Raw genomic sequence first — 22,595 nt, 5'->3', positions numbered from 1 at the left:
TCCGATTCGTCCTTGATTCCCAGATGGACCCCCGCAACTAATCCCCTGACTGCAAACCGGCCTGACAAACTGCGCGCTTGCCAGGGATGGAATGGGCCGGTTACCCATCATCGGGTCGTTTGCGCACATTCCTCCCCCAGATATCCCCAGGAGCGGTCCCCAGGATGTATCCAGGCAGTTCCTTCGATCCCCCGCCTTCCCGTCCGCCGACGCCGAAGAGCTTTCACCTGCATCTCGTGTCCGATGCCACGGGCGAGACGATCAACTCTGTCGCGCGCGCCTGCGTCAGCCAGTTCGATCAGGTCGACCCGATCGAGCATTTCTGGAACCTTGTCCGCACCGAACGGCAGTTGGATATGGTGCTGGAGGGCATCCGGGAAAATCCCGGGCTCGTCATGTACACGCTGGTGAACGAGAAGCTGCGCCGCAAATTGCAGGAGACCTGCCGCGAACTGGCGGTGCCCAGCATTTCGGTGCTGGACCCGCTGATCAACGCGCTGGGCACCTATCTCGGCCTGCAGAGCCAGAGCAAGCCGGGCCGGCAACATGCCCTGACCGCGGAATATTTCGGCCGCATCGATGCCATGGATTTCGCGCTCAACCATGATGACGGGCAGAGCGCCTGGGGATTGCATGATGCCGATGTGATCCTGGTCGGGGTCAGCCGCACGTCCAAGACGCCGACCTGCATCTATCTGGCCAATCGCGGCATCAAGGCGGCGAACATCCCTTATGTACCGGGATGCCCCCTGCCCCCCGAACTGGACCAGTTGACCCGGCCCCTGATCGTGGGCCTGTCCAAGGACCCGGAGCGGCTGGTGCAGATCCGCCGCAACCGGCTGAAACTGCTGAACCAGGGCGACAACACATCCTATACCGACCCTGAAAAGGTGCGGGAGGAATTGCTGGAGGCACGCCGCCTGTTCACCCGCAAGGGCTGGGCCGTCATCGACGTGTCGCGCCGGTCGATCGAGGAAACGGCGGCAGAGGTGCTGATGCTGCTGGCCCGCCGCCGCCCGCATGTCGTGCCCGTCGGCCTGCCCCCGGTGCAGGGGGGCGGCTGATGCCTTCGTTCCTGACGACGGAACCCGTCATCCTGGCATCGGCCAGCGCGTCCCGCCGCCGCATGCTGGAAGCCGCAGGCGTGGAGGTGCATGCCGAGGCCGCCCGTGTGGATGAGGAGGAAATGAAGCTGTCCGGCAAGGCCGCCGGCATGACCCCGCCGGAGGTGGCGGAAGCGCTGGCCGATCTGAAGGCATCGAAGCTGGCCCGCAAATACGTTGCCGGCTATGTGGTCGGAGGCGACCAGATGCTGGAATGCGACGGCCGCTGGTTCGACAAGCCGGCCGACCGCGCCGATGCCGCCAGCCATCTGCGGCTGCTGTCCGGCCGGACCCATACGCTTTATTCGGCGGTGGTGGTTTTCCACAATGGTGCCCGCGTCTGGCACCATATCGATCACGCCACGCTGACCATGCGCACCCTTACGGATGCCTTCATCGAACGATACCTGGATGCGGCCGGGGATGCCGTGCTGTCCTGCGCCGGCGCCTATCAGGTGGAAGGGCTGGGCGCACAGCTTTTCAATCGCGTCCGGGGCGACCATTTCACCATCCAGGGCCTGCCCCTGCTGCCGTTGCTGGATTTCCTGCGCGTGCGGCATGTGTTGCCGGCCTGATCAGGGGATTACCATATGCTGACCGGCAAGGGTCTGATCGCAGGCGTCATGGGATGGCCTGTCGGCCATTCGCGCAGCCCCCTTCTGCATGGATACTGGCTGCGCCATTACGGGATCGATGGCGCTTATATCCCGCTGGCCACGCCGCCGGAGCGGGCGGAACAGGCCTTGCGCGCCCTGCCCGCCCTGGGCCTGCGCGGATGCAATGTCACGATCCCTTATAAGGAACTGGCCTTCCGCATCGTCGACCGGCTGGATCCGTGCGCCCGGCGCATCGGTGCCGTCAACACGGTGATCGTGGCCCCGGATGGAACGCTGGAAGGCCGCAATACGGACGGTTTCGGCTTCTGGGAGAATCTGGCGGCCAGTAGTCCCCCTGCCTGGTCCGTCACCCGGGGGCCTTCCGTCGTGCTGGGGGCCGGTGGTGCGGCCCGTGGTGTGGTTGTCGCCCTGCTGGATGCCGGGGCGCCGGAAATACGGTTGTTGAACCGCACACAGGCCCGTGCCGCGGAAATCGCGGCCGATCTGGGCGACCCGCGTATCCGGGTGGGTGACTGGAATGACCGGTCGCGCGCGTTGGACGGTGCCGTCCTGCTGGTGAACAGCACCAGCCAGGGCATGACCGGCTATCCGCCGCTGGAGATTGATCTGGCCGCCCTGCCCCCCGATGCCATTGTGACGGATATCGTCTATGTGCCCCTGGTCACCCCCCTGCTGCTGGCCGCACAGGCGCGGGGCAACCCGGTGGTGGACGGGTTGGGCATGTTGCTGCATCAGGCCCGGCCCGGCTTTCACGCCTGGTTCGGCACGGATCCGCAGGTGACGGACGATCTGCGCCGTTTCGTGCTGGATCCCCGATGATCATTCTGGGTCTGACCGGGTCGATCGGCATGGGAAAGTCCACGGCGGCAGCCATGCTGCGCCGGCTGGGCTGTCCCGTGCATGATGCCGATGCCGCCGTTCACCGCCTTTATGCGCGTGGCGGGGCGGCCGTGCCGCGCATTGCCGCCCTGTTTCCCCAGGCGATCAAGGATGGCGCGGTGGACCGTGTGGCCCTGTCGGCCGCCGTGCTGGGGCAACCGGCCGCATTGCGACGGCTGGAAGCCGCGGTCCATCCGCTGACACGGGCCGATGCCGATGCCTTCCTTAAACGCTGTGCCCGCCGGCGCGTGCCGCTGGTGGTCATGGATATCCCGCTTCTGTACGAAACGGGGGGGGAACGGCGGGTCGACGCGGTGGCTGTGGTCAGTGCGCCCGGCTTTGTCCAACGTGCCCGTGTCCTGGCCCGGCCCGGCATGGATCCGGTCAAGCTGGCCAATATCCTGTCACGTCAGGTGCCAGACCGCATCAAGCGCCGGCGGGCCGATTTCGTGGTTCCCACCGGCCTGGGCCGGCGCTTGACCTTGCTGCGCCTGGCCCGCATCGTGGCGGCGTTGAAGCGGCGTCGGGGCCGTGTCTGGTCCCCGCACCGTCCCTGGCCCGGCAGTCGCGGGCATGCCCCCCAACGGAAGGCCTGACCCTATGCGCGAGATCGTGCTGGATACGGAAACAACCGGCATCGATGCCCTGAACGGGGATCGGGTTGTTGAAATCGGCTGTGTGGAACTGTTCAACCATGTGGCCACGGGCAACCACTATCACACCTATCTGAACCCGGAACGCGACATGCCGGCGGAGGCTGAAGCCGTGCATGGCTTGTCGGCGACATTTCTGGCCGACAAGCCGCTCTTCGCCGCCGTCGCGGGTGATTTCCTGGAATTCATCCAGGACAGCCAGCTTGTCATCCACAATGCTTCCTTTGATATCGGCTTCCTGAACGCCGAGCTGGCGCGCCTGGGCATGCGCAAGCTGGGCAACCCGGTGGTCGATACGGTGAAGATCGCCCGCAAGCGCTTTCCGGGCGCGCCGGCCAGCCTTGACGCACTGTGCCGGCGCTTCAACATAGACAATTCCAACCGCACCCTGCATGGCGCCCTGCTGGACAGCCAGTTGCTGGCAGAGGTTTATCTGGAGCTTATGGGGGGCCGGCAGCCTGATCTGGTGCTGGCCAATAATCCGGCCCTGACCCAGCCCATGCTGGATACGCCTGCCGTGACTGCGGCCCGCCCGGTTCGTCCGGCCCGGCCGCACGCCCCCTCGGCCGAGGAGGTGGCGGCGCACGAGGCCTTCGTGAAAGGTATCAAGAACGCACTCTGGAATGCCGGTTGAGGAATGCGGTCGAGCGATGTTTCACGTGAAACATCGCTCGACCGCTCAGGGCAGAAGGATGGTGGCCCCCGTCGTGCCACGGGATTCCAACGCGCGGTGGGCGGCTGCGGCATCCCGCAGGGCGAAGCGCTGGTTGATATTCACCTTCACCTTGCCGTCGCGCACCATGACGAAAAGTTCCTCGGCCATGGCCAGCAACTCTTCCCGTGTGCCGGCATAATGCTGCACGGAAGGGCGGGTCAGGTACAGGCCGCCCTTCCGGTTCAGCAGACCGATATCGAAGGGCGGAACCGCCCCGCTGGCATTGCCGAAGCTGACCATCAATCCGCGCCGGCGCAGGCAGTCCAGGGACAGGTCAAACGTGTCCTTTCCCACCCCGTCATAGACGACATCCACCCCCTGCCCGTCCGTGATTTCCCTGACCCGGTCCACGACATCTTCACCCCGGTAGATGATCACGTGGTGGCAGCCATGGGCGCGGGCCAGTTCCGCCTTCTCTGCGGTGCCGACCGTGCCGATCACCGTGGCGCCAAGGACATTGGCCCATTGGCTGGCCAGCAGACCGACACCGCCGGCTGCGGCGTGGATCAGGATTCTGTCACCGGGCTGGACGCGGTGGGTCTGTCGCAGCAGATATTGCGCGGTCAGCCCCTGCAGCAGCATGGCGGCCGCCAGTTCATCCTCGATCCAGTCGGGCAACCGGATCAGCTTGTCGGCGGGAATCAGGCGCCGCTCGGCATAGGCACCAAGGGGTGACTGTCCATAGCCGACGCGGTCCCCGGGGGCGATATCCGTGACATCCTCGCCCACCGCCTCCACGATCCCGGCGCCTTCCATGCCGGGCACAAGCGGCAGCGGAGCCGGATAAAGACCGGTGCGGTAATAGACATCGATGAAATTGAGCCCGATGGCCGTATGACGGATCAGGGCCTCCCCGGGGCCCGGTGGGCCGACAATGACGGGCTCCCAGCCCAGAACGTCCGGGCCGCCGTGCTGCCGGATCACAATGGCATTGGTCATGGCATATCCTGAAAAAAAGGGCGGACCATCGGTCCGCCCCAGCGATCAGCAGCCGGATCAGGCCAGATGCTTCTTGAAGAACTCTGCCGTGCGCGTGTGGGCCAGGCTGGCATCCTCTTCATGATAATGCTGGCCGCCGATGCGGGTGAAGGCATGATCCCGTTCAGGATAGACATGCACTTCCACCAGGAAGTTGCCGGCGACGGCTTCCTTGATCACTGTCTGCGCCTCCTGCGGGACGAACCCGTCCTTGCCGGCGATATGCATCAGCAGCGGCTTGGTGATGGCGGGCACCTCCGCAATATCCTTGTCGATACCCACCCCGTAATAGGAGACGGAGGCATCGACATCGGTGCGGGTGGCCATCAGATAGGCCAGCTTGCCACCCAGGCAGAAACCGACACAGCCGACCTTGCCCGTCACACCCGGATATTTGCGCAGGTGGGCGAGCGTGGTGGCCAGATCTTCCACCCCTTTCACCTCGTTGAAGCCCTGATAGAGCTCGAACGCCTTCTTCCATTCGGCTTCGGTCTGGTCGGTAATCTGGATACCCGGTTCCTGCCGCCAGAACAGGTCGGGTGCGATGGCGAAATAGCCGTCCGCCGCCAGCTTGTCGCAGATGGCGCGGACATTGGCATTCACACCGAAGATTTCCTGGATGACCACCACGCCGGGGCCACTGCCGCTGGCCGGGGTCGCCAGATAGGCGCTGAAGGAGCCGTCATCGCTTTGGATCGAAAGGTCGGTCATGGACATATCCTTCTGCAAAAGACCTGCATGAAATGAAAGGCACTTTATCCGTCCAACAGGGCGGCAAGGTCTGTGGCCCGCGTCACGGGGGCCGAACAATGCTGTTCCTGACAAAGATAAGCGGTGGGACGGTTTTCAACCATTGTTTTACCTGCGGCAGGATGCTGCGGGGAAGAAAAAACCCTACCATCTGTATGGTGGATGAGGATCAGGTTGGGACGGGACCGTTTCTGCACTTCCTGCTTCAACGCTTCCGTGTCGGAATGGTTCATGTGACCAATAATAATAACAGTCTGCCCATGCAGGATCTGGTCGATGCCGTTCAGAAAACCGGCCAGGGGGAAGAAGTTGCGGCCGACCTCTCCGGCAAAGGCCGTGATCAGGGCATCGGCGCGCTGGCGCCAGAGATCATCGCCCGTGATCAGCCATAGCCGGCCGAACAGCCCGACCAGTGTGCCATTGCCGGCAGGCACGGCATTGTCATGTGTATGGCGTGGCCGGCGGATCAGATCATCGGCATCTGCGGCCGTGGTGAAATAGCCACCATCGGTCTCATCCCTGAAATACTCCTCCACCTTCTCCAGCCAGGTGATGACCCGGGTCAGATATTCCGGCCGGCCCGTCACTTCATGCAGGGTAAGGGCGGCGCGGGCCATGTTGGCATGATCCTCCAATGTGCCGCGGTGCCGGGCTTGCCCGTCGCGCCATCCATGCCACAGGCGCCCGTCGGTGGTGGTCATCGCGTCCACCACGAAGTCAAAGGCCTGTGCTGCCGATTGCAGCCATTCCGGCCTGTCGAACAGGGTCGCGGCGCGGGCCATGGCGTGGATCATCAAGCCGTTCCAATCGGCCAGCACCTTGTCATCCCAGCCGGGGCGCACCCGTCCGGCCCGGGCTGCCAGCAGGATATGCCGGCACCGGGCCAGTCTTCCTTCCGTTTCAGGATCGGCCAGCCCGTCCTCCCGCATCCGGTTGAGGATCGTATGCCCTTCCCAGTTCCCGTCCGCCGTCACGCCATAGATATGGCAGAACAGGTCGGCGTCATCGGCCGGCAGCAGGCGACGGATTTCACTTTCGTTCCAGACATAGAAGCGGCCTTCCTCTCCTTCGCTGTCGGCGTCCAGCGATGCGGCGAAACCGCCGCCCTCGGCCACCATTTCCCGGCGCACCCATTCCACCGTTTCGTGGATGCGCGCCGCAAGCAGCGGATCGCGCCCGTCCTGCCAGACGCTCAGCATCAGATCGACCAACTGGGCATTGTCGTAGAGCATCTTCTCGAAATGCGGGACCAGCCATTCCGCATCAACGGAATACCGGGCAAAGCCGCCGCCGAGATGATCGTAGATGCCGCCATTGGCCATGCGGATCAGGCTTTTCCGAACCGCTTCGGCATGATCGGCCCGCCCTGTGCGCCGGTGGGCGCGCCATAGCAGTTCAAGAATGCCGGGCTGTGGAAATTTCGGCGCCCCGCCGATGCCGCCCCATACCGGATCGATCTCCTGTACGAGCCGATCCGCCACCTGGTCCAGCGTATCGGCACGGATCGCATCACCTGGCTGCCCCGCCGCCAGATTGTCCATGGCCCGAGCCAGGGCCTGGACGTTGCGCCCGACCTTTTCGGGCTCGTCGGCATAAGTCTGGGCGACGGTGCGCAGCACCTCCGGAAAGCCCGGCCGGCCCCACCGCCGTTCGGGGGGGAAATAGGTGCCGCCCCAGAAGGGGTGACCGTCGGGTGTCAGGAACATGGTCAGCGGCCAGCCCCCCTGCTGACCCAGCAGGGCCAGTGCCTGCTGATAGATATGATCCAGGTCGGGGCGTTCCTCCCGATCGACCTTGATATTCACAAACAGCCCGTTCATCAGCCGTGCAATGGCTGGATTCTCGAAACTTTCATGTGCCATGACATGGCACCAGTGGCATGCGGCATAGCCGACGGACAGCAGGATGGGCTTGCCCTCCCGCCGGGCCTTCTCCAATGCCTCCGATCCCCAGCCCATCCAGTCTACGGGATTGTCCATGTGCTGGCGCAGATAGGGGCTGGTTTCAAGATGCAGTCGGTTGCCGGCACCGCGTTGGGTATCGGAATGGGGCGTTGCCATGGGTCATCCTCTGGCTGGACCGGGCCATCATGGTGTCGATCCGTGACGGGCTGATGAAGAACAGATAGTTTATCCTTGTGTCGAACCCAGGGTGGGGGAAAAATCCCGACGCGACAGGGGTCTGATCGGGAGAATGCCGGCATGAAGGTCACCATCGATATCGACTGCACGCCGCAGGAGGCCCGGACCTTTCTGGGCCTGCCCGACGTCCAGCCCATGCAGGAAGCATTGATGCGGCAGATGCAGGAGCAGATGTCGGCCAACCTGCGGGCCATGGACCCGGAAACCATGCTAAACACCTGGCTGCCCATGGGGCTGCAGGGGTTCGAGCAGTTCCAGAAACTCATGTGGTCGCAGATGTCCAATGCCATGGGCGGGGCGACCACGAAGGATGGCAAGAAGTGAGTGATACTGTGGAAATCAGTGACGCCGTGAAGGATGACCCGGCCCCCTATTACCGGGCGCACGTCTTCGTTTGCACGAACGAGCGGGAGCCGGGGCATCCCCGTGGCTGCTGTCGGGAAAAAGGCGGCGATGCACTGCGCGACTATATGAAGAAGAAGGCCACGGGCCTGGGCCTGGGCAAGGCCGTGCGCATCAACAATGCCGGCTGCCTGGACCGTTGCGAACTGGGACCGGTGCTGGTCATCTATCCCGAGGGCGTCTGGTATGGCGTGACCAGCAAGGCCGATATCGATGAGGTGTTGCAGACCCATCTGGTGGAAGGAAAGCGTGTTGAGCGGTTGATGCTGCTGCCCGGTGACAAACTGCCGGCGGATGTCGCGGCGCGCCGGGGGGCAGCGGCGGAATGATGTTTCACGTGAAACACGCCTGATGCGCGACGACACCATCTTTGCCCTGGCATCTGCCCCCGGCCGCGCCGGGGTGCAGGTGATCCGCATCTCCGGCCCCGGTTCCGGGCCGGCCCTGTCGGGCCTGACCGGGCGGTCGTTGCCACCTCCCCGGCTGGCGCAATTGGCGGGGCTGCGCGACCCGGCCACAGGTGAATTGTTCGACAAGGCGCTGGTGCTGTTCTTCGCTGCCCCTGCCAGTTTCACCGGTGAGGATGTGGTGGAACTGCATCTGCATGGCGGCCGCGCCGTGCTGTCCGCTGCCACCCAGGCCTTGTCCGGGCTGGGCCTGCGCGTGGCTGAACCGGGGGAGTTCAGCCGCAGGGCCTTTGAACATGGCAAGCTGGATCTGACCGAAGCGGAAGCCATCGCCGATCTGGTGGACGCCGAAACGGCGGCGCAGCGGCGTCAGGCCCTGCGGCAGATGGAAGGGGTGCTGGGCCAGCTTTATGATGGCTGGCGGCATCGTCTGACCCGCGCCCTGGCGCATCTGGAAGCCGATATCGACTTTCCAGAGGAGGATTTGCCCGGTGGCCTTTCCGATACCGTGCGCCCGCTGGTGGAAGGGCTGGCGGCGGAACTGACGGTGCATCTGGCCGATCAGGGGCGGGGCGAGCGGCTGCGCGACGGCATCTCCATCGCCATCCTGGGGGCGCCGAATGCCGGCAAATCCAGCCTGCTGAACGCCATTGCCCGACGGGACGTGGCCATCGTCTCCAACCAGGCCGGCACCACCCGCGATGTGATCGAGGTGCAGTTGGACCTGGGCGGCTATCCCGTGGTGCTGGCCGACACGGCTGGCCTGCGCGACGCCGCCGACCAGATTGAGAGCGAAGGCATTCGCCGGGCCCTGGACAGGGCGGCACGTGCGGACCTGAAGCTGCTGGTCTTCGATGGCAGCCGGGCGCCGGATGCCGCGACGCTGGCCCTGATCGATGACGACGCGCTGCTGGTGATGAACAAGCTGGATATGACGGATGACCTGCCCGCCCTGCCGGGCCGCGCGGCCCTGCGGGTTTCGGCGCGCACGGGTGATGGTTTGCCGGCCCTTCTTTCCGCACTGGAGGCGGCGGTCGCCGCCCGGTACGCACCATCCAGCGCCCCTGCCCTGACCCGTGCCCGGCATCGCTCGGCGCTGGAGGAATGCCGGGAGGATTTATGCCGGGCGCTGCAGGCCCCGCTGCCCGAACTGGCGGCGGAGGATGTGCGCCTGGCCGTCCGGGCACTGGGCCGGATCACCGGCCGGGTCGATGTTGAGGATCTGCTGGACGTGATCTTCCGTGATTTCTGCATCGGGAAGTGATGGCAGGGTCGGTCTTTTGTCCCTGGCATAAAATCCGGCGCGGCCTTATCTTCCGGGCCCATGCAGCACTATGATGTGATCGTGGTGGGCGGCGGCCATGCGGGATGCGAGGCGGCTGCCGCGGCGGCGCGTGCGGGGGCCCGCACGGCGCTGGTGACCCACAAGACGGAAACCATTGGCGAGATGTCGTGCAACCCGGCCATCGGCGGGTTGGGCAAGGGCCATCTCGTGCGGGAGATCGATGCGCTGGACGGTGTCATGGGCCGGGTGACGGACCAGGGCGGCATTCAGTTCCGTGTGCTGAACCGGTCGAAGGGTCCGGCCGTGCGCGGCCCGCGCGCCCAGGCCGATCGCAAGCTCTATCGCCAGGCAATGCAGAAGGCCCTGGCCGAACAGCCGGGCCTGGACATCATCGCCGCCGCTGCGGAAGACCTGATCATCGATGCATCAGGCGCGTGCGCCGGCATCGTCACGGGGGATGGCCGGCAGATCAAGGCCGGTGCCGTCGTGCTGACCACGGGCACCTTCCTGCGCGGTCTGATCCATATCGGGGAGGAGAAGATCCCCGCGGGCCGTGTCGGCGAGGCGCCGGCGGTGGGCCTGTCGCTGACGCTGGAGCGTCTGGGGTTCAATCTCGGCCGGCTGAAGACGGGGACCCCGCCGCGTCTGGATGGCAGGACCATTGATTGGTCCGGGCTGGAGATGCAGCCGGGCGACGATCCGCCGCCCCCCTTCTCCACCCTGACGGACCGGATCACGACGCCGCAGATCGACTGCGCGATCACCTATACCAATGAGGCGGTTCACCGGGTCATCCGGGAGAATATCCACCGCGCGCCGATGTATTCCGGCCAGATCGAGGGGGTGGGACCGCGCTATTGTCCCAGTGTGGAGGACAAGGTCGTCCGGTTCGCCGACAAGGAGCGCCACCAGATTTTTCTGGAGCCGGAGGGGCTGGATGACGACACGGTCTATCCCAACGGTATCTCCACCTCGCTGCCGCGCGACGTGCAACTGGCCATCCTGAAGAACATTCCCGGTCTGGAGCATGTGCGCATGATCCGGCCCGGCTATGCCATTGAGTATGATTATGTCGACCCGCGGGAACTGACCCGCACGCTGGAGACCCGCCGCCTGCCCCGCCTGTTCCTGGCTGGCCAGATCAACGGCACCACCGGCTATGAGGAGGCCGCGGCCCAGGGGCTGGTGGCCGGGGTGAATGCTGCGCTGGCCGTGGCCGGTTCCCCGCCCTTCGTGCTGGACCGTGCCGAGGCCTATATCGGTGTGCTGATCGACGACCTGATCACCCGCGGCACGTCGGAACCCTATCGCATGTTCACCAGCCGGGCGGAATATCGCCTGTTGTTGCGGGCCGACAATGCCGACCAGCGCCTGACGGACCGGGGGGTGGCCCTGGGCATCGTCGGTGCCGCACGCCGGACGCATTGGACGGAGAAGAAAGCCGCCCTTCTGACGGCGCGGGAGATGGTTACCGGCCTGTCGGCCACCCCGAACGAACTGGCCCGGCACGGGCTTCATATCAACAAGGACGGGGTGCGCCGCACGGCATTGGACCTTCTGCGCTATCCGGAGATCGACTTTCCCCGCCTTTGCACCATCTGGCCGCAGCTTTCGAGCCTGTCGGCCGACATTGCCGAGCAGGTGGAGATCGATGGCAAATATGCCGGCTATCTGGACCGGCAGGAAGCGGATATCCGTGCCTTCCGCAAGGATGAGGCTTTGGACCTGCCGCCGGACCTGGACCCGGACACCATCGCGTCCCTGTCGGCCGAAATCCGGCAGAAGCTGAAAACGAACCGGCCGGCCACGCTGGGGGCAGCTGCACGTATTCCGGGCATGACGCCGGCTGCTCTCACCGCTTTGTTGCGCCATGTGCGCAAGCGGGTCGGTGCGGCCTGATACCATGCGGCCTGTTAGCAGGCAGCCTGATACTATTGCCGCGAAAGGCTGTCGTGCCCCGGACGTTCTTCTGTCCGGGGCCGGGTGCTGTTATACAGGTCCCCTGTTCCTCATCCCAGCACGGGCCCGTTCCTTGTCCAGACCCGCACCGATGACACAAGCCCAGTTCCAGACCCGCTTCGATGTTTCACGTGAAACACTGGAGAGGCTGGAGGTCTATGCGGCGCATCTGCGCAAATGGAACCCCGCCATCAATCTGGTTTCCAAGACGACGCTGGACGATCTCTGGACACGCCACCTAGCCGACAGCGCGCAGGTTTTCGCCCTGCTGCCGGCCGGCACACAGGTGCTGGTGGATCTGGGGTCTGGTGCCGGCTTTCCCGGTCTGGTTCTGGCGATCATGGGTGTTCCGGCGGTGCATCTGGTCGAATCGGATGTTCGCAAGGCGGCCTTTCTGCGGGAGGTGGCAAGGGTTACCGCTGCCCCCGCGACGGTCCACCCCGTGCGGATCGAGGTTGCGGACACGCCGCCGGCCGATGTCGTCTCTGCCCGTGCGCTGGCCGAACTCGATCTTCTGCTGCCCTGGGCGCATGGCTTGCTGAAGCCGGGGGGTGCCTGCCTATTCCCGAAGGGCAGGACAGCGGAGGATGAATTGACCGCGGTCGCCAATTCCTGGAATATGCAGGTCGAGCGGTTCCCAAGCCAGACCGACCCGGCGGGAACCATCCTGCGGATCACTGGTCTCTCCCGGAAATGAACCGGCCTCGCCACCAGCCGAACGACAGAGGTTGAACGACAGTGCCGAGCGCCGCCATGCCCCTCCCCGCCCATCGTGCCCGTGTCATCGCCCTTGCCAACCAGAAGGGCGGCGTGGGCAAGACAACGACCACCATCAATCTGGCCACGGCCCTGGCCGCCGTGGGCAAGCGCGTGCTGATCATCGACAATGATCCGCAGGGCAATGCCTCCACCGGCCTGGGTATCCCGCAGAGCAACCGCGAGTTCGGCATCTATGACCTGCTGTTCGCCGACCTGACGGTGGAAGAGGTGGCGGTGGCCACGTCGGTCCCCGGCCTGTGGGTGGTTACGGCCAATGTCGACCTGTCGGGGGCGGAGGTGGAACTGGTCAATGTCGACCGGCGGGAATTCCGGCTGAAGGACAGCCTGGAACGCTCATCGGGCGGGTTCGACTATATCCTCATCGATTGCCCGCCGGCCCTGGGCCTGCTGACCCTGAATGCGCTGGCCGCGGCCGATGCCGTGCTTGTCCCTTTGCAGTGCGAATTCTATGCCCTGGAAGGGCTGTCGCACCTGATCCGCACCATCGAGCGCGTGAAACGCGCCTTCAACCCCTCGCTGGATATCAACGGCGTGGTCCTGACGATGTTCGACCGTCGCAACAACCTGTCCGACATGGTGGCCGCCGATGTGCGTGGCTTCTTCGGTGAAAAGGTTTATGAGACGGTGATCCCCCGCAATGTGCGGGTGTCCGAGGCGCCAAGCCATGGCAAGCCTGTGCTTCTGTACGACCACAAGTCGGCCGGGGCGCAGGCCTATATCCATCTGGCGGGCGAGATGTTGAAGCGCGAGCGGAAGCGGCAGTTGGCTTATGGATGAACCGAAGAAGAATGCGCGAACCGGTCTTGGCCGCGGCCTGTCGGCCCTGTTCGGGGAGGCGGTGGGAGCGGAGGAGGAGCAGCAGGTCGACCGGGTGCGTCTGACCCGCCTGTTGCCCATTGATCAGGTTCATCCCGGCAAGTTCCAGCCACGCCGCCGCTTCGATGAGGAAGCGCTGACGGCGCTGGTCGACAGCGTGCGGGAGCGCGGCATCCTGCAGCCGCTGCTGGTGCGCAAGGACCCCGGTGCCGGCCCCGGCCAGACCAGCTATGAGATCATCGCCGGCGAGCGTCGCTGGCGCGCAGCGCAGCTTGCCGGCCTGCACGAGGTACCGGTCCTGGTCCGCACCCTGACGGATCGGGAGGCGCTGGAAATCGCGCTGATCGAGAACATCCAGCGTTCCGACCTGACGCCCCTGGAAGAGGCGGAGGGGTACAAGCGCCTGATGGACGAGTTCAGCCACACGCAGGAGGACCTTGCCCGTTCCGTCGGCAAGAGCCGCAGCCATGTGGCCAACATGCTGCGCCTGCTGGCCCTGCCGGATGAGGTGAAGCAAATGGTGCAGGACGGCATCCTGTCCATGGGCCATGCCCGCGCCCTGCTGACCGCGCCCGATCCCGTGGCCGCCGCGCATGAGGTGGTCAAGCGGGAACTGAACGTGCGCCAGACCGAGGCGCTGGTGAAGCAGATGGCGGCGGAGCCGCTGGAGCTGACCCAGCCCGTCAAGGAGAAGGCGCCGGATACGGTGGCGCTGGAGCGTGAGGTATCGCTGGCCCTGGGGCTGAAAGTGTCGCTGAAGGGCGACGGCAAGAAGGGCACGCTGCAGATCCATTATCGCACGCTGGACCAGTTGGACGGCGTGCTGAATCGTATCCTGCGGCGGGGATGAGAGGGACAGGCGCTGTCCCCGTCACAGCAGGCATTACCGGGGCAGGCCTGCGCCCGGTGGAAACCACAAGCAATCCGGGGACGAGATGACCGAAAGCAGCCAGATCGGGGCAGAGGCCGCTTCCTTTTTCAATGGCTACAGCACGGCCTTCGCGGCCTATGATGCGGACCGCCTTGTCACCCTGTTCGATCGGCCGCTGACCGTTCTGGCCGCTGCCGGCTCCGCCATCCATGCCGATGATGCGGCGGTGCGCGCCTATGTCGACGGCATGTTCGACACCTATCATGGCATCGGCCTCGCCTGGCCTGTTCCGGCCGCCGTCTGGGCCTGGCCCTGTGGCGAAAATCTGGCGCGGGCCGAGGTCCTGTGGCTGCTTCGCTCCAAGGATCGTGAAGAGATCATGCGCTTTTCCACCTCCTATGTCCTGCGCCGCGCGGGTGCGGAGGGCTGGCGCGTTGCCGTCGTGATTTCATATGAGGAGCCGGTGAAGCTGCCGGCCGGTGGCAATGGTGCGGATTGATGCCATCCCTGCCCCTGGTGCTGCTGCCGGACAGGCTGGGCGTCTGCAGGCTGGCTGCTGAGGCGCCCCTGCCCGCCTGGGTCGCAGGGCCCGGCTTTGCCAGCATCACGCGCACGGCCGATGAAGTGTCCATCGTTGTGGACCAGGGCCGCGTACCGGCCGACGTGGCGATGGTGGGTGGCTGGCGGGCGCTGAAGGTCCGGGGCCCGCTTGATTTCGGCCTGACGGGTATTCTGGCCGCCCTGGCGGTGCCCCTGGCCGATGCCGGGATCAGCCTGTTCGCCATCGCGACCTATGACACCGATTATATCCTGGTGCAGCAGGATGCCCTGGACAGGGCCATCACCGCGCTGACGGCGGCCGGTCACCATATGGTGGCATGAGGCAAAGGCAGGTTTTGGCCCGGCTGGAATGGCCGGCTTTCAGCGCCGTGCCAGTTGCGCCAGTTGGAAGAAGGCGCGGGCGCAGATGGTTTCGTCGGGCATATGGGTGCGTTTGCACTCCGCCTCCGCCTCCACCAGCCGATCCAGGGCCTGATGCAGCTTGGGCAGGGTCCAGAGGCGTATCTGCGCCGTCAGGACGGGTTCCAGCTTGAAGAAGACGGGTGGGCGCAGCGCCTTCACGGCGGCCTGCGGGGTCTGGCCCTTGGCCACATGGGCCACGGCCATGTGCAGGCGCTGGAAATAGCGCTGGCCGGCGCGGAGCAGAGCCACGGTGGCCGTGCCATCGGCAAAAAGCCGCTGCAGGGCGCGGTCGACCTCCGCCATGTCACCGCCGGCGGCGGCCTGGGCCGGTTCGTCCAGGTCCAGCGCGGCGCTGTCACCGATGATGGCGCGGACATCGGCCATGGTCACCTGTCGCTGACCCAGCATGTACAGCGCCAGCTTGTCGATTTCCCCACGCGCCATGGCCCGGTCGCCCACAAGGTTGCCGGCCAGCCAGTCGCGGGCATCGGGGTCGATCTGCAGGCCATGATCAGACAGCATGCGTCCGATGGTGCCAGCCAGTTCCTGTTCCCCTTCAACATAGCAGGCGATGGCGGCGGCATGATCGCCGGCATCTTCCACGGCCTTGCGCAGCTTCGACCGGGCGTCCAGTTCCCCCGCCTCCACCACCAGCAACGTGTCGCCGGCGGGAAAATTCTTCAGCAAGGCGGTGATGGTGGGGGCCAGCTTGTCGTCGGCGTCCCGGATGCGCACCACACGCCGCCCGCCCGTCAGGGCGATGGCCGATACCTCGTCCCCCAACCGGGCCGGGTCGCCCGTGACCTGATCGGCCTTCATCTCCGTCACGCGGAACGGGTCGGACAAATCCTCGCAGGCCGACTGCGCCGCCGCCTTTCCCCGTTCCCGTACCAGGCCCAGGTCGGGGCCATAAAGCAGAACCAGCCGGGTGGCGGGCGGCGGGCGCTTGGCAAAGGCTTCGGCGTTGCGCGGCTGGACCTTCATCGCCCGGGTGCCCTCCCCTTACGGTTGCTGCTGTTCGCGCGCGAAATACAGCGACAGGCGCGTGCGGATATCGTCGGCCAGTTCCGTCAGGCCGCGATCATAGGCATCCTGGCGCGAGGCCAGCACCGCGAACTGACTGTCCAGCAGGTTGAAGCTGATCACCGACCGGGAGAAGGTGCGGTAGACCACCTGGCCGTTATGGGTGTCGATCAGTTCGTAGCTGGCCTGCAGGCGCAGGCGGGCGCGGGTGGCCGTGGCATCCTTCTGGATGCCCAGTTCCTCTTCCATGGCCGACAGGGAGACGGCCAGCCGGTAGCGCGGATCGGAAGGCCGGCCATCGGTATAGAACCGGTCGATCAGGTTGTTGCGCAGGATCTGGCCATTGCGATCGACGATGGGGTCGATCTGCACATTGGCCAGCGCGGCGCCGACGGGGCCCTGCTGGCCGGCTGTCCCATAGACCGGCTTGAACCCGCAAGCCCCCAGCACCACCGGCGACAGGGCGAGCAGCAGGGCGGCAGCGATGGAGGAGAGACGGTGGGACATGGGCGCGCCTGGCGTTCGAGTGGGTGCATCCTGTTCTATCGCCTTTCCGCCGAAACGGAAATCCAGACGATAGGCCCGGTAGGTTTGAGTCTTGGTCCAATTATTTTCCGGGTCTTTAGCCCCGGAACCGCCATAGTGCGGTGAAAACGGACCCGGAAGATTGAGGCAAGACTCAAGCTTCCGGGTCCTCGCTTCCCTACACGACGATATTGACGATACGGTTGGGCACCACGATGACCTTGCGCGGCTCCTTGCCATCCATGGCGCGCTGCACATTGGCGTCGGCCAGAGCGGCGGCCTTCGCCTCCTCCTGTGCGATGTCGCGGGCCAGTGTCAGGGTGGCGCGCAGCTTGCCATTGACCTGAACGGCCACGGTCACGCTGTCATCGATGACCAGCGAAGGGTCGGCGGCCGGCCAGGCCCTTTCGACCAGCAGGTCGGCATGGCCCAACGCCGCCCACATTTCCTGTGCCAGATGCGGCATGATGGGCTGGACGATCTGGGCCATGTATTCCAGCGCCTCGCGACCGGCCCAGGCCTCGTCGGCGGGAACCCCGTCCTTGGCCGCCTTCACCGTCAGCTTGGAGAAGGCATCCCCCAGGGCGTTGGTGAAGGTGCGCAGCTTGGCCACCGCACTGTTGAAGCGATAGGCCTCCACATCCTCGCCCACGGCGGCCGCGGCCTTGTGCGCGGCGCGGCGGATGGCCGTGGCGTCGGCGCCGAAGCTCTCCGGCGCGGCGGTTCCGGCGGCCGGCAGGGTGAAGCCCGGCTCCGTCACAAGGCGCCACAGGCGGTTGATATAGCGCCAGGCGCCGTCGATGCCGGCCTCCGTCCATTCCAGATCGCGGTCGGGGGGGCTGTCGGACATCATGAACAGGCGGGCGGCATCGGCGCCATAGCTGCCGATGATGCCTTCCGGGTCCACGACATTCTTCTTCGACTTGGACATCTTGATCACGGGGCCGACCGTGATGGGCGATCCGTCGGCGATCCGGGTGGCCTTGCCCCCCTGGATGTCGACATCGACCGGGAACACCCACTTGCCGTCGGTGTCCTGGAAGGTGGCGTGGGTGACCATGCCCTGGGTGAACAGGCCGCCGAACGGCTCCGGCAGGTCGAGATAGCCGCAATGCGACAGGGCGCGCGTCCAGAAGCGGGAATAGAGCAGGTGAAGCACGGCATGCTCGATGCCACCGATATAATTATCGACGGGCAGCCAGTATTTCACCAGTTCCTTGTCGAAGGCGACCTCCTCGTTGCGCGGATCGGCGAAGCGCAGGAAATACCAGCTCGACTCGATGAACGTGTCGAACGTGTCCGTCTCCCGCTCCGCATCCTTGCCGCAGCAGGGGCATTTCACATGCTTCCAGGTGGCATGGCGGGCCAGCGGGTTGCCGGCGGCATCAAAGGTGACATCGGCCGGCAGCGTGACGGGAAGCTGATCTTCCGGCACCGGCACCACGCCGCAATCCGGGCAATGGATGATGGGAATGGGGCAGCCCCAATAGCGCTGGCGCGACACGCCCCAGTCGCGCAGGCGGAACATGGTCGTCCCCTGCCCCCTGCCCAGCGTTTCGATCTTCGCGACGGCCGCCTTCTTGCCCTCTTCCACGGACAGGCCGTCCAGGAAATCGGAATTGCGGAGGCTGCCCGGGCCGGTATAGGCCTCGGTCCCTACCGCGAAACTGGCCGCGTCCTCCCCCTCGGGCACGACGACGGGCTTCACGGGCAGGTCATACTTGCGGGCGAAATCCAGGTCGCGCTGGTCATGGGCGGGGCAGCCGAAGATGGCGCCCGTGCCATATTCCATCAGCACGAAATTGGCGACATAGACGGGCAGGTTCCAGCCCTTCACGAAGGGATGCTCCGCCGTCACCGGCGTGCGCCAGCCCTTCTTTTCCGCCTGTTCCAGCGTGGCTTCGCTGGTGCCCATGCGGTTGCATTCGGCGATGAACGCGGCCAGGCCGGCATCGCTTTCCGCCAGCCTGGCGGCCAGCGGATGGTTGGGGCTGATGGCGACAAAGCTGGCCCCGAACAGCGTGTCGGGCCGGGTGGTGAAGACCTCAAGATCCTCATGCCCGTCCGACATCTGGAAGAAGAAGCGGCAGCCCGTGGACTTGCCGATCCAGTTCTCCTGCATGATGCGGACTTTTTCGGGCCAGCGATCCAGGGTCGTGATGGCCGACAGCAGCTCGTCGGCGAAATGGGTGATCTTCAGGAACCACTGGGAAAGCTTGCGCTTTTCCACCAGCGCGCCCGTGCGCCAGCCGCGCCCGTCGATCACCTGTTCATTGGCCAGGACGGTATTGTCCACGGGGTCCCAGTTGACCCAGCTTTCCTTGCGATAGGCCAGACCTGCCTTCAGGAAATCCAGGAACATCTTCTGTTCGAACCGGTAATATTCCGGCCGGCAGGTGGCGATCTCGCGTTCCCAGTCGATGGCCAGGCCCATCGTCTTCAACTGGGCGCGCATGGCCTTGATGTTCTCATAGGTCCAGGTGCCGGGGTGGGTATTGCGCTCCAGTGCGGCGTTTTCCGCCGGCAGGCCGAACGCATCCCAGCCCATCGGGTGCAGGACGTTGAAGCCCTTGGCCCGCTTGTAGCGGGCGATCACATCGCCGATCGTGTAATTGCGCACATGGCCCATATGGATGCGCCCCGACGGATAGGGGAACATCTCCAGCACGTAGGTCTTGGGCTTGGACGGATCGGCGGTGACGGCGAAGCTGCGGCGCTCGTCCCAGACGGATTGCCACTTGGCTTCGGTTTCGCGGACATTGTAGCGGGACATGGGGATAGGCCTGTCGAACGGGTGTCGCTTCGCCGGGCGTCACCCGTGACAGGGGCCGATGCCCGGCGCTGATGCAAAAGCCTCAGGGCCGGTGACCGCGGGCCCGGCACCGTCCCGGTGCCATACCGTTGCGGTGCCATGGGCCGGGGGCACGGGGATGCGCCCGCCCGGCGCCTGAGGGTAAACCTTAATTCGTCGGCGCGGCCGACTGCTGGCGTAGCTGACGGGCGCGGGTCAGGATGCTGTCTTCCAGTTGCGTGCCGGTTTCGGCCGCGACGGCCACATCCGTCCACAGGCCGTTGCGCAGTTCCTGGCGGAACACGGTGGCGCGCACGCCATCGGCGCGAAGGGCTGCGTCCAGGATATAGAGATTGACCTTGAACCGCTCGCTGGGGGTGGCCGGCGGGCTGTACCAGTCGGTCAGGATCACACCGCCATAGGGGTCGGCCTGCACGATGGGCATGAAGGTCAGCGTGTCCAGTGCCGCGCGCCACAGGAAGGCGTTCACGGTCACGGTGCCGGCGGGCCGTGCCGCGGCATTCATGCCGGCCTGGCCCTCGCTGTTCTGGCGCAGGATCTGGGTGTCGGGCGCCTCGGGCTCCCCGGACCCCAGGCCCAGCCAGGAACAGCCGGCAAGCCCCAGCACCAGGCTGCCCAACAGGGCGGAACGACCAATCACGGACAGGGCACGCAAGGACATGGGATGACCACCTGGATAACGCCAGCGGAGGAATCGAGCCATCCTTAGAGCAAAAAAGCCGGCACTAGGCAAGGCCGGGCGGTCGCATCCAGGAAGGTTGACGCTGCTTACACGGCAATCAAGGCGGGATTCTGGCGCCGGAAACCGTAAAAGCCCGGCAGACGGGCCGCTTCGCGCCACCATGGGCCGCCGGCCTACAGCAGTTCGGCATAGACCGCCAGCGTGGCGGCGCACATGCCGGCCTTGGTGAAATTGGCGCGCACATGGCGCATGCCATCCATTCCCACCGCCTGGCGCTGCAAAGGGTCCAGGTCCAGGGCGGCACGGATGGCACCGGCCAGGGCCTCGGGATCATTGGGGGGCACGACCAGCCCCGTCTCCCCGTTGATCACCGTCTCCTTCACCGCACCCAGGTCGGACACGATGACGGGCCGGCCCATGGCCTGCGCCTCGGCGATGACGCGGCCGAAGGCTTCCGGCTCGATGGAGGCGTTGACCACGATGTCGGACAGCATATAGGCCGCCGCCATGTCATTGCAGTGGCCGGCGATGGTGACCTGCCCGCCCAGGTTCAGCATGCGGATATGGTCTTCCAGTTCCTGGCGGTAATTGTTGCGGCCCTGGTCGTCGCCGACCAGCACGGCGCGCACATCGGGGCGGCCCAGCCGGGCGATGGCGTCGATCAGCACCCCCTGGCCCTTCCAGCGCGTCAGCCGGCCCGGCAGCAGCACGATCCGCTGATGTTCCGGCAGGCGCCATTGCTGTATCAGTTGCGCCATGCGGGCCTGCGTCACCTTGTCGGGCGACATGATGTCCACATCGACGCCGCGATGGATCAGGCGCAGCCGGTCGGCCTCCACGCCATAGCTTTCGGTCACGTGTTGCTGGACAAAGCCGGACACGGCGATGATCCGGTCCCCCTTGGCCATGACGCTGTTATACCATTTCTTCAGCCGGCCCTTGTAATTGTAGGGGGCGTGGAAGGTGGTGACGAAGGGGATGCGGGCCCCGCGGGCCGCCCACCAGGCGCTCCAGGCCGGGGCGCGGGAGCGCGCATGGATCAGATCCACGCCATGTTCGGCGATCAGTGCGCGCAGCCGCCCGGCATTGCGCCACATGGTGAAGGGGTTCTTCGACTGCACCGGCATCTGGATGTGGCGGGCGCCGTGACGGTCCAGCTCGCGCGCCATGGGGCCGCCGGCCGACACGACGATGGCCGTTCCCCCGGCGCGCTGGATGGCCGCCGCCATGTCGATGCAGCCGCGTTCCGCCCCGCCGGTCACCAGGGTCGGGATCACCTGCAGGATCACGGGCTTCCCGCCGCCGAACAGGGTGGCGACATCGTGGCCGGGATTTACCGGATGCTGTTCGCCGTGTAGGGTGCCGGCGTCTTCATGGGGTGGCATGGGTACAGTCGCAACAGGGGAAAATAAAAAGGGAAAGGGGCCATGGGCCTGGAACCGCCGATACATAGCCTGGATCGGGCCGATACCACCATAGCCTATCGCCGCAGCCCTGGGTGCGGGCCGGGGCTGGTCTTCCTGACGGGTTTCCGGTCCGACATGGGCGGCATCAAGGCGGTGGCCCTGGAACGCTGGGCGCGCGACCAGGGCCGGGCCTTCGTGCGCTTCGATTATCACGCCCATGGCGCCAGCGGCGGCGACTGGGCCGACGGCAGCATCGGCCGCTGGCGCGACGATGCGCTGGCCGTGCTGGACCGGCTGACGGACGGGCCGCAGATACTGGTCGGCTCCTCCATGGGGGGCTGGATCGCCCTGCTGCTGGCGCTGGCGCGGCCGGATAGGGTGGCCGGCCTGATGGGCATCGCCCCGGCCCCGGATTTCACCGAACGGATGATCCGCCCGCGCCTGGGCGATGGCGAGCGGACGGCCCTGGAGCGCGACGGCAGGTTCATCGCCCCGTCGGCCTACGATCCGGCGGGATATCCCATCACCCGCCACCTGCTGGAGGAGGCGCGGGCCCATCTGCTGCTGCCGGGGCCCGTCGGCGTGGGCTGCCCTGTGCGCCTGCTGCACGGGCAGCGCGACCCGGATGTCCCCTGGCAGACCAGCCTGGACCTGGCCGCGGTGCTGGAGAGCCCCGATGTGCAGGTGACGCTGGTCAAGGATGGCGATCACCGCCTGTCGCGCGACGGCGACATCGCCCTGATGCTGCGCCTGGTGGAAGGGCTGGTCCGCGACGTGGCGGCCGATCCTTGCGGGATCTGACCGCCGGCGCGCATGCCGCCTGCCCCC

Annotated in this window: 23 protein-coding genes; 15 read left to right on the top strand and 8 right to left on the bottom strand. The window is 65.8% G+C overall.

From position 1 onward, the window contains the following. Positions 1 to 164: 164 nt before the first annotated feature. Genes ACM9LZ_RS18390 through dnaQ form a run of 5 tightly spaced genes read left to right on the top strand, consistent with a single transcriptional unit; the run spans position 165 to position 3,886 of the window. On the top strand, positions 165 to 1,064 hold the full coding sequence (locus ACM9LZ_RS18390; protein ID WP_416620970.1) for a pyruvate, water dikinase regulatory protein: 900 nt from the start codon (positions 165 to 167) through the stop codon (positions 1,062 to 1,064). After that, a complete protein-coding gene (locus tag ACM9LZ_RS18385; RefSeq protein ID WP_416620969.1) occupies positions 1,064 to 1,678 on the top strand; it encodes a Maf family protein in 615 nt (204 codons plus the stop codon). The genes ACM9LZ_RS18390 and ACM9LZ_RS18385 overlap by 1 nt, the downstream gene beginning before the upstream one ends. Positions 1,679 to 1,693: 15 nt before the next feature. Beyond that, positions 1,694 to 2,539: a shikimate dehydrogenase gene (locus tag ACM9LZ_RS18380; protein WP_416620968.1), complete on the top strand. Its 846-nt coding sequence runs from the start codon at positions 1,694 to 1,696 to the stop codon at positions 2,537 to 2,539. After that, a complete protein-coding gene (gene coaE, locus ACM9LZ_RS18375) occupies positions 2,536 to 3,195 on the top strand; it encodes a dephospho-CoA kinase (RefSeq protein ID WP_416620967.1) in 660 nt (219 codons plus the stop codon). Before ACM9LZ_RS18380 ends, coaE begins: the two co-directional genes overlap by 4 nt. 4 nt (positions 3,196 to 3,199) lie before the next feature. Next, positions 3,200 to 3,886: a DNA polymerase III subunit epsilon gene (gene dnaQ, locus ACM9LZ_RS18370; protein ID WP_416620966.1), complete on the top strand. Its 687-nt coding sequence runs from the start codon at positions 3,200 to 3,202 to the stop codon at positions 3,884 to 3,886. Positions 3,887 to 3,931: 45 nt separating this feature from the next. Here the strand turns inward: dnaQ and ACM9LZ_RS18365 are convergent, their stop codons facing one another. From ACM9LZ_RS18365 to ACM9LZ_RS18355, 3 genes are read right to left on the bottom strand one after another with little or no spacing between them, the layout of a single operon-like run. Next, positions 3,932 to 4,906: a quinone oxidoreductase family protein gene (locus ACM9LZ_RS18365; RefSeq protein ID WP_416620965.1), complete on the bottom strand. Its 975-nt coding sequence runs from the start codon at positions 4,904 to 4,906 to the stop codon at positions 3,932 to 3,934. A 57-nt stretch (positions 4,907 to 4,963) separates the two neighbouring features. After that, the gene (locus ACM9LZ_RS18360) at positions 4,964 to 5,656 is read right to left on the bottom strand and encodes a dienelactone hydrolase family protein (protein ID WP_416620964.1); all 693 of its coding nucleotides are present in this window, start codon (positions 5,654 to 5,656) and stop codon (positions 4,964 to 4,966) included. Between the two features lie 44 nt (positions 5,657 to 5,700). After that, positions 5,701 to 7,755 carry a thioredoxin domain-containing protein gene (locus ACM9LZ_RS18355; RefSeq protein ID WP_416620963.1) on the bottom strand — a complete coding sequence of 685 codons (2,055 nt, stop codon included), beginning with the start codon at positions 7,753 to 7,755 and terminating at the stop codon, positions 5,701 to 5,703. Between the two features lie 141 nt (positions 7,756 to 7,896). Between ACM9LZ_RS18355 and ACM9LZ_RS18350 the strand changes: the two genes are divergently transcribed. The 9 genes from ACM9LZ_RS18350 (at position 7,897) to ACM9LZ_RS18310 (ending at position 15,238) form a co-directional block, all read left to right on the top strand. After that, positions 7,897 to 8,160, top strand: coding sequence for a DUF6489 family protein (locus tag ACM9LZ_RS18350; RefSeq protein ID WP_416620962.1), 264 nt, complete (start codon positions 7,897 to 7,899; stop codon positions 8,158 to 8,160). Further along, positions 8,157 to 8,567, top strand: coding sequence for a (2Fe-2S) ferredoxin domain-containing protein (locus tag ACM9LZ_RS18345; protein ID WP_416620961.1), 411 nt, complete (start codon positions 8,157 to 8,159; stop codon positions 8,565 to 8,567). The genes ACM9LZ_RS18350 and ACM9LZ_RS18345 overlap by 4 nt, the downstream gene beginning before the upstream one ends. A gap of 22 nt (positions 8,568 to 8,589) precedes the next feature. After that, positions 8,590 to 9,909 carry a tRNA uridine-5-carboxymethylaminomethyl(34) synthesis GTPase MnmE gene (mnmE, locus tag ACM9LZ_RS18340; protein WP_416620960.1) on the top strand — a complete coding sequence of 440 codons (1,320 nt, stop codon included), beginning with the start codon at positions 8,590 to 8,592 and terminating at the stop codon, positions 9,907 to 9,909. 60 nt (positions 9,910 to 9,969) lie between these two features. Then, a complete protein-coding gene (gene mnmG, locus ACM9LZ_RS18335) occupies positions 9,970 to 11,829 on the top strand; it encodes a tRNA uridine-5-carboxymethylaminomethyl(34) synthesis enzyme MnmG (protein ID WP_416620959.1) in 1,860 nt (619 codons plus the stop codon). A gap of 151 nt (positions 11,830 to 11,980) precedes the next feature. Then, positions 11,981 to 12,586, top strand: a complete 606-nt coding sequence (rsmG, locus tag ACM9LZ_RS18330; RefSeq protein ID WP_416620958.1) for a 16S rRNA (guanine(527)-N(7))-methyltransferase RsmG — start codon at positions 11,981 to 11,983, stop codon at positions 12,584 to 12,586. Between the two features lie 56 nt (positions 12,587 to 12,642). Next, entirely contained in the window at positions 12,643 to 13,446 is an 804-nt protein-coding gene (locus ACM9LZ_RS18325) for a ParA family protein (protein ID WP_416620957.1), read from the top strand. Next, a complete protein-coding gene (locus tag ACM9LZ_RS18320; protein ID WP_416620956.1) occupies positions 13,439 to 14,335 on the top strand; it encodes a ParB/RepB/Spo0J family partition protein in 897 nt (298 codons plus the stop codon). Before ACM9LZ_RS18325 ends, ACM9LZ_RS18320 begins: the two co-directional genes overlap by 8 nt. A gap of 85 nt (positions 14,336 to 14,420) precedes the next feature. Continuing rightward, positions 14,421 to 14,855, top strand: coding sequence for a DUF6841 family protein (locus tag ACM9LZ_RS18315; RefSeq protein WP_416620955.1), 435 nt, complete (start codon positions 14,421 to 14,423; stop codon positions 14,853 to 14,855). Next, positions 14,855 to 15,238, top strand: coding sequence for an ACT domain-containing protein (locus tag ACM9LZ_RS18310; RefSeq protein WP_416620954.1), 384 nt, complete (start codon positions 14,855 to 14,857; stop codon positions 15,236 to 15,238). The genes ACM9LZ_RS18315 and ACM9LZ_RS18310 overlap by 1 nt, the downstream gene beginning before the upstream one ends. Before the next feature lie 39 nt (positions 15,239 to 15,277). Here ACM9LZ_RS18310 and holA read toward each other — a convergent pair whose 3' ends face one another. From holA to ACM9LZ_RS18285, 5 genes are all read right to left on the bottom strand, one after another. After that, positions 15,278 to 16,303, bottom strand: a complete 1,026-nt coding sequence (gene holA / locus ACM9LZ_RS18305; protein ID WP_416620953.1) for a DNA polymerase III subunit delta — start codon at positions 16,301 to 16,303, stop codon at positions 15,278 to 15,280. Between the two features lie 18 nt (positions 16,304 to 16,321). Further along, a complete protein-coding gene (gene lptE / locus ACM9LZ_RS18300) occupies positions 16,322 to 16,849 on the bottom strand; it encodes an LPS assembly lipoprotein LptE (RefSeq protein ID WP_416620952.1) in 528 nt (175 codons plus the stop codon). Between the two features lie 196 nt (positions 16,850 to 17,045). Then, entirely contained in the window at positions 17,046 to 19,640 is a 2,595-nt protein-coding gene (gene leuS, locus ACM9LZ_RS18295; RefSeq protein WP_416620951.1) for a leucine--tRNA ligase, read from the bottom strand. Between the two features lie 187 nt (positions 19,641 to 19,827). Beyond that, positions 19,828 to 20,340 (bottom strand): DUF3576 domain-containing protein, encoded by a 513-nt coding sequence (locus ACM9LZ_RS18290; protein ID WP_416620950.1) that lies wholly within the window; start codon positions 20,338 to 20,340, stop codon positions 19,828 to 19,830. Positions 20,341 to 20,534: 194 nt separating this feature from the next. Continuing rightward, entirely contained in the window at positions 20,535 to 21,746 is a 1,212-nt protein-coding gene (locus ACM9LZ_RS18285) for a glycosyltransferase family 4 protein (protein WP_416620949.1), read from the bottom strand. A 42-nt stretch (positions 21,747 to 21,788) separates the two neighbouring features. On the opposite strand from ACM9LZ_RS18285, the gene ACM9LZ_RS18280 reads away from it, so the two are divergent. Then, positions 21,789 to 22,568, top strand: coding sequence for an alpha/beta fold hydrolase (locus ACM9LZ_RS18280; protein ID WP_416620948.1), 780 nt, complete (start codon positions 21,789 to 21,791; stop codon positions 22,566 to 22,568). The last annotated feature ends 27 nt before the right edge of the window (positions 22,569 to 22,595 follow it).

Origin of the sequence: Niveispirillum fermenti (assembly GCF_048066175.1) — a bacterium.
Lineage (GTDB): Bacteria > Pseudomonadota > Alphaproteobacteria > Azospirillales > Azospirillaceae > Niveispirillum > Niveispirillum fermenti.
This window is presented reverse-complemented; position numbering and strand designations above follow the sequence as displayed.

What these genes read in the sequence shown, in the direction of transcription:
- ACM9LZ_RS18390 (WP_416620970.1), top strand. Translation starts at nt 165, where the DNA reads ATGTATCCAGGCAGTTCCTTCGATCCCCCGCCTTCCCGTCCGCCGACG.
- ACM9LZ_RS18385 (WP_416620969.1), top strand. Translation starts at nt 1,064, where the DNA reads ATGCCTTCGTTCCTGACGACGGAACCCGTCATCCTGGCATCGGCCAGC.
- ACM9LZ_RS18380 (WP_416620968.1), top strand. Translation starts at nt 1,694, where the DNA reads ATGCTGACCGGCAAGGGTCTGATCGCAGGCGTCATGGGATGGCCTGTC.
- coaE (WP_416620967.1), top strand. Translation starts at nt 2,536, where the DNA reads ATGATCATTCTGGGTCTGACCGGGTCGATCGGCATGGGAAAGTCCACG.
- dnaQ (WP_416620966.1), top strand. Translation starts at nt 3,200, where the DNA reads ATGCGCGAGATCGTGCTGGATACGGAAACAACCGGCATCGATGCCCTG.
- ACM9LZ_RS18365 (WP_416620965.1), bottom strand. Translation starts at nt 4,906, where the DNA reads ATGACCAATGCCATTGTGATCCGGCAGCACGGCGGCCCGGACGTTCTG.
- ACM9LZ_RS18360 (WP_416620964.1), bottom strand. Translation starts at nt 5,656, where the DNA reads ATGACCGACCTTTCGATCCAAAGCGATGACGGCTCCTTCAGCGCCTAT.
- ACM9LZ_RS18355 (WP_416620963.1), bottom strand. Translation starts at nt 7,755, where the DNA reads ATGGCAACGCCCCATTCCGATACCCAACGCGGTGCCGGCAACCGACTG.
- ACM9LZ_RS18350 (WP_416620962.1), top strand. Translation starts at nt 7,897, where the DNA reads ATGAAGGTCACCATCGATATCGACTGCACGCCGCAGGAGGCCCGGACC.
- mnmE (WP_416620960.1), top strand. Translation starts at nt 8,590, where the DNA reads ATGCGCGACGACACCATCTTTGCCCTGGCATCTGCCCCCGGCCGCGCC.
- mnmG (WP_416620959.1), top strand. Translation starts at nt 9,970, where the DNA reads ATGCAGCACTATGATGTGATCGTGGTGGGCGGCGGCCATGCGGGATGC.
- rsmG (WP_416620958.1), top strand. Translation starts at nt 11,981, where the DNA reads ATGACACAAGCCCAGTTCCAGACCCGCTTCGATGTTTCACGTGAAACA.
- ACM9LZ_RS18325 (WP_416620957.1), top strand. Translation starts at nt 12,643, where the DNA reads ATGCCCCTCCCCGCCCATCGTGCCCGTGTCATCGCCCTTGCCAACCAG.
- ACM9LZ_RS18320 (WP_416620956.1), top strand. Translation starts at nt 13,439, where the DNA reads ATGGATGAACCGAAGAAGAATGCGCGAACCGGTCTTGGCCGCGGCCTG.
- ACM9LZ_RS18315 (WP_416620955.1), top strand. Translation starts at nt 14,421, where the DNA reads ATGACCGAAAGCAGCCAGATCGGGGCAGAGGCCGCTTCCTTTTTCAAT.
- ACM9LZ_RS18310 (WP_416620954.1), top strand. Translation starts at nt 14,855, where the DNA reads ATGCCATCCCTGCCCCTGGTGCTGCTGCCGGACAGGCTGGGCGTCTGC.
- holA (WP_416620953.1), bottom strand. Translation starts at nt 16,303, where the DNA reads ATGAAGGTCCAGCCGCGCAACGCCGAAGCCTTTGCCAAGCGCCCGCCG.
- lptE (WP_416620952.1), bottom strand. Translation starts at nt 16,849, where the DNA reads ATGTCCCACCGTCTCTCCTCCATCGCTGCCGCCCTGCTGCTCGCCCTG.
- leuS (WP_416620951.1), bottom strand. Translation starts at nt 19,640, where the DNA reads ATGTCCCGCTACAATGTCCGCGAAACCGAAGCCAAGTGGCAATCCGTC.
- ACM9LZ_RS18290 (WP_416620950.1), bottom strand. Translation starts at nt 20,340, where the DNA reads ATGTCCTTGCGTGCCCTGTCCGTGATTGGTCGTTCCGCCCTGTTGGGC.
- ACM9LZ_RS18285 (WP_416620949.1), bottom strand. Translation starts at nt 21,746, where the DNA reads ATGCCACCCCATGAAGACGCCGGCACCCTACACGGCGAACAGCATCCG.
- ACM9LZ_RS18280 (WP_416620948.1), top strand. Translation starts at nt 21,789, where the DNA reads ATGGGCCTGGAACCGCCGATACATAGCCTGGATCGGGCCGATACCACC.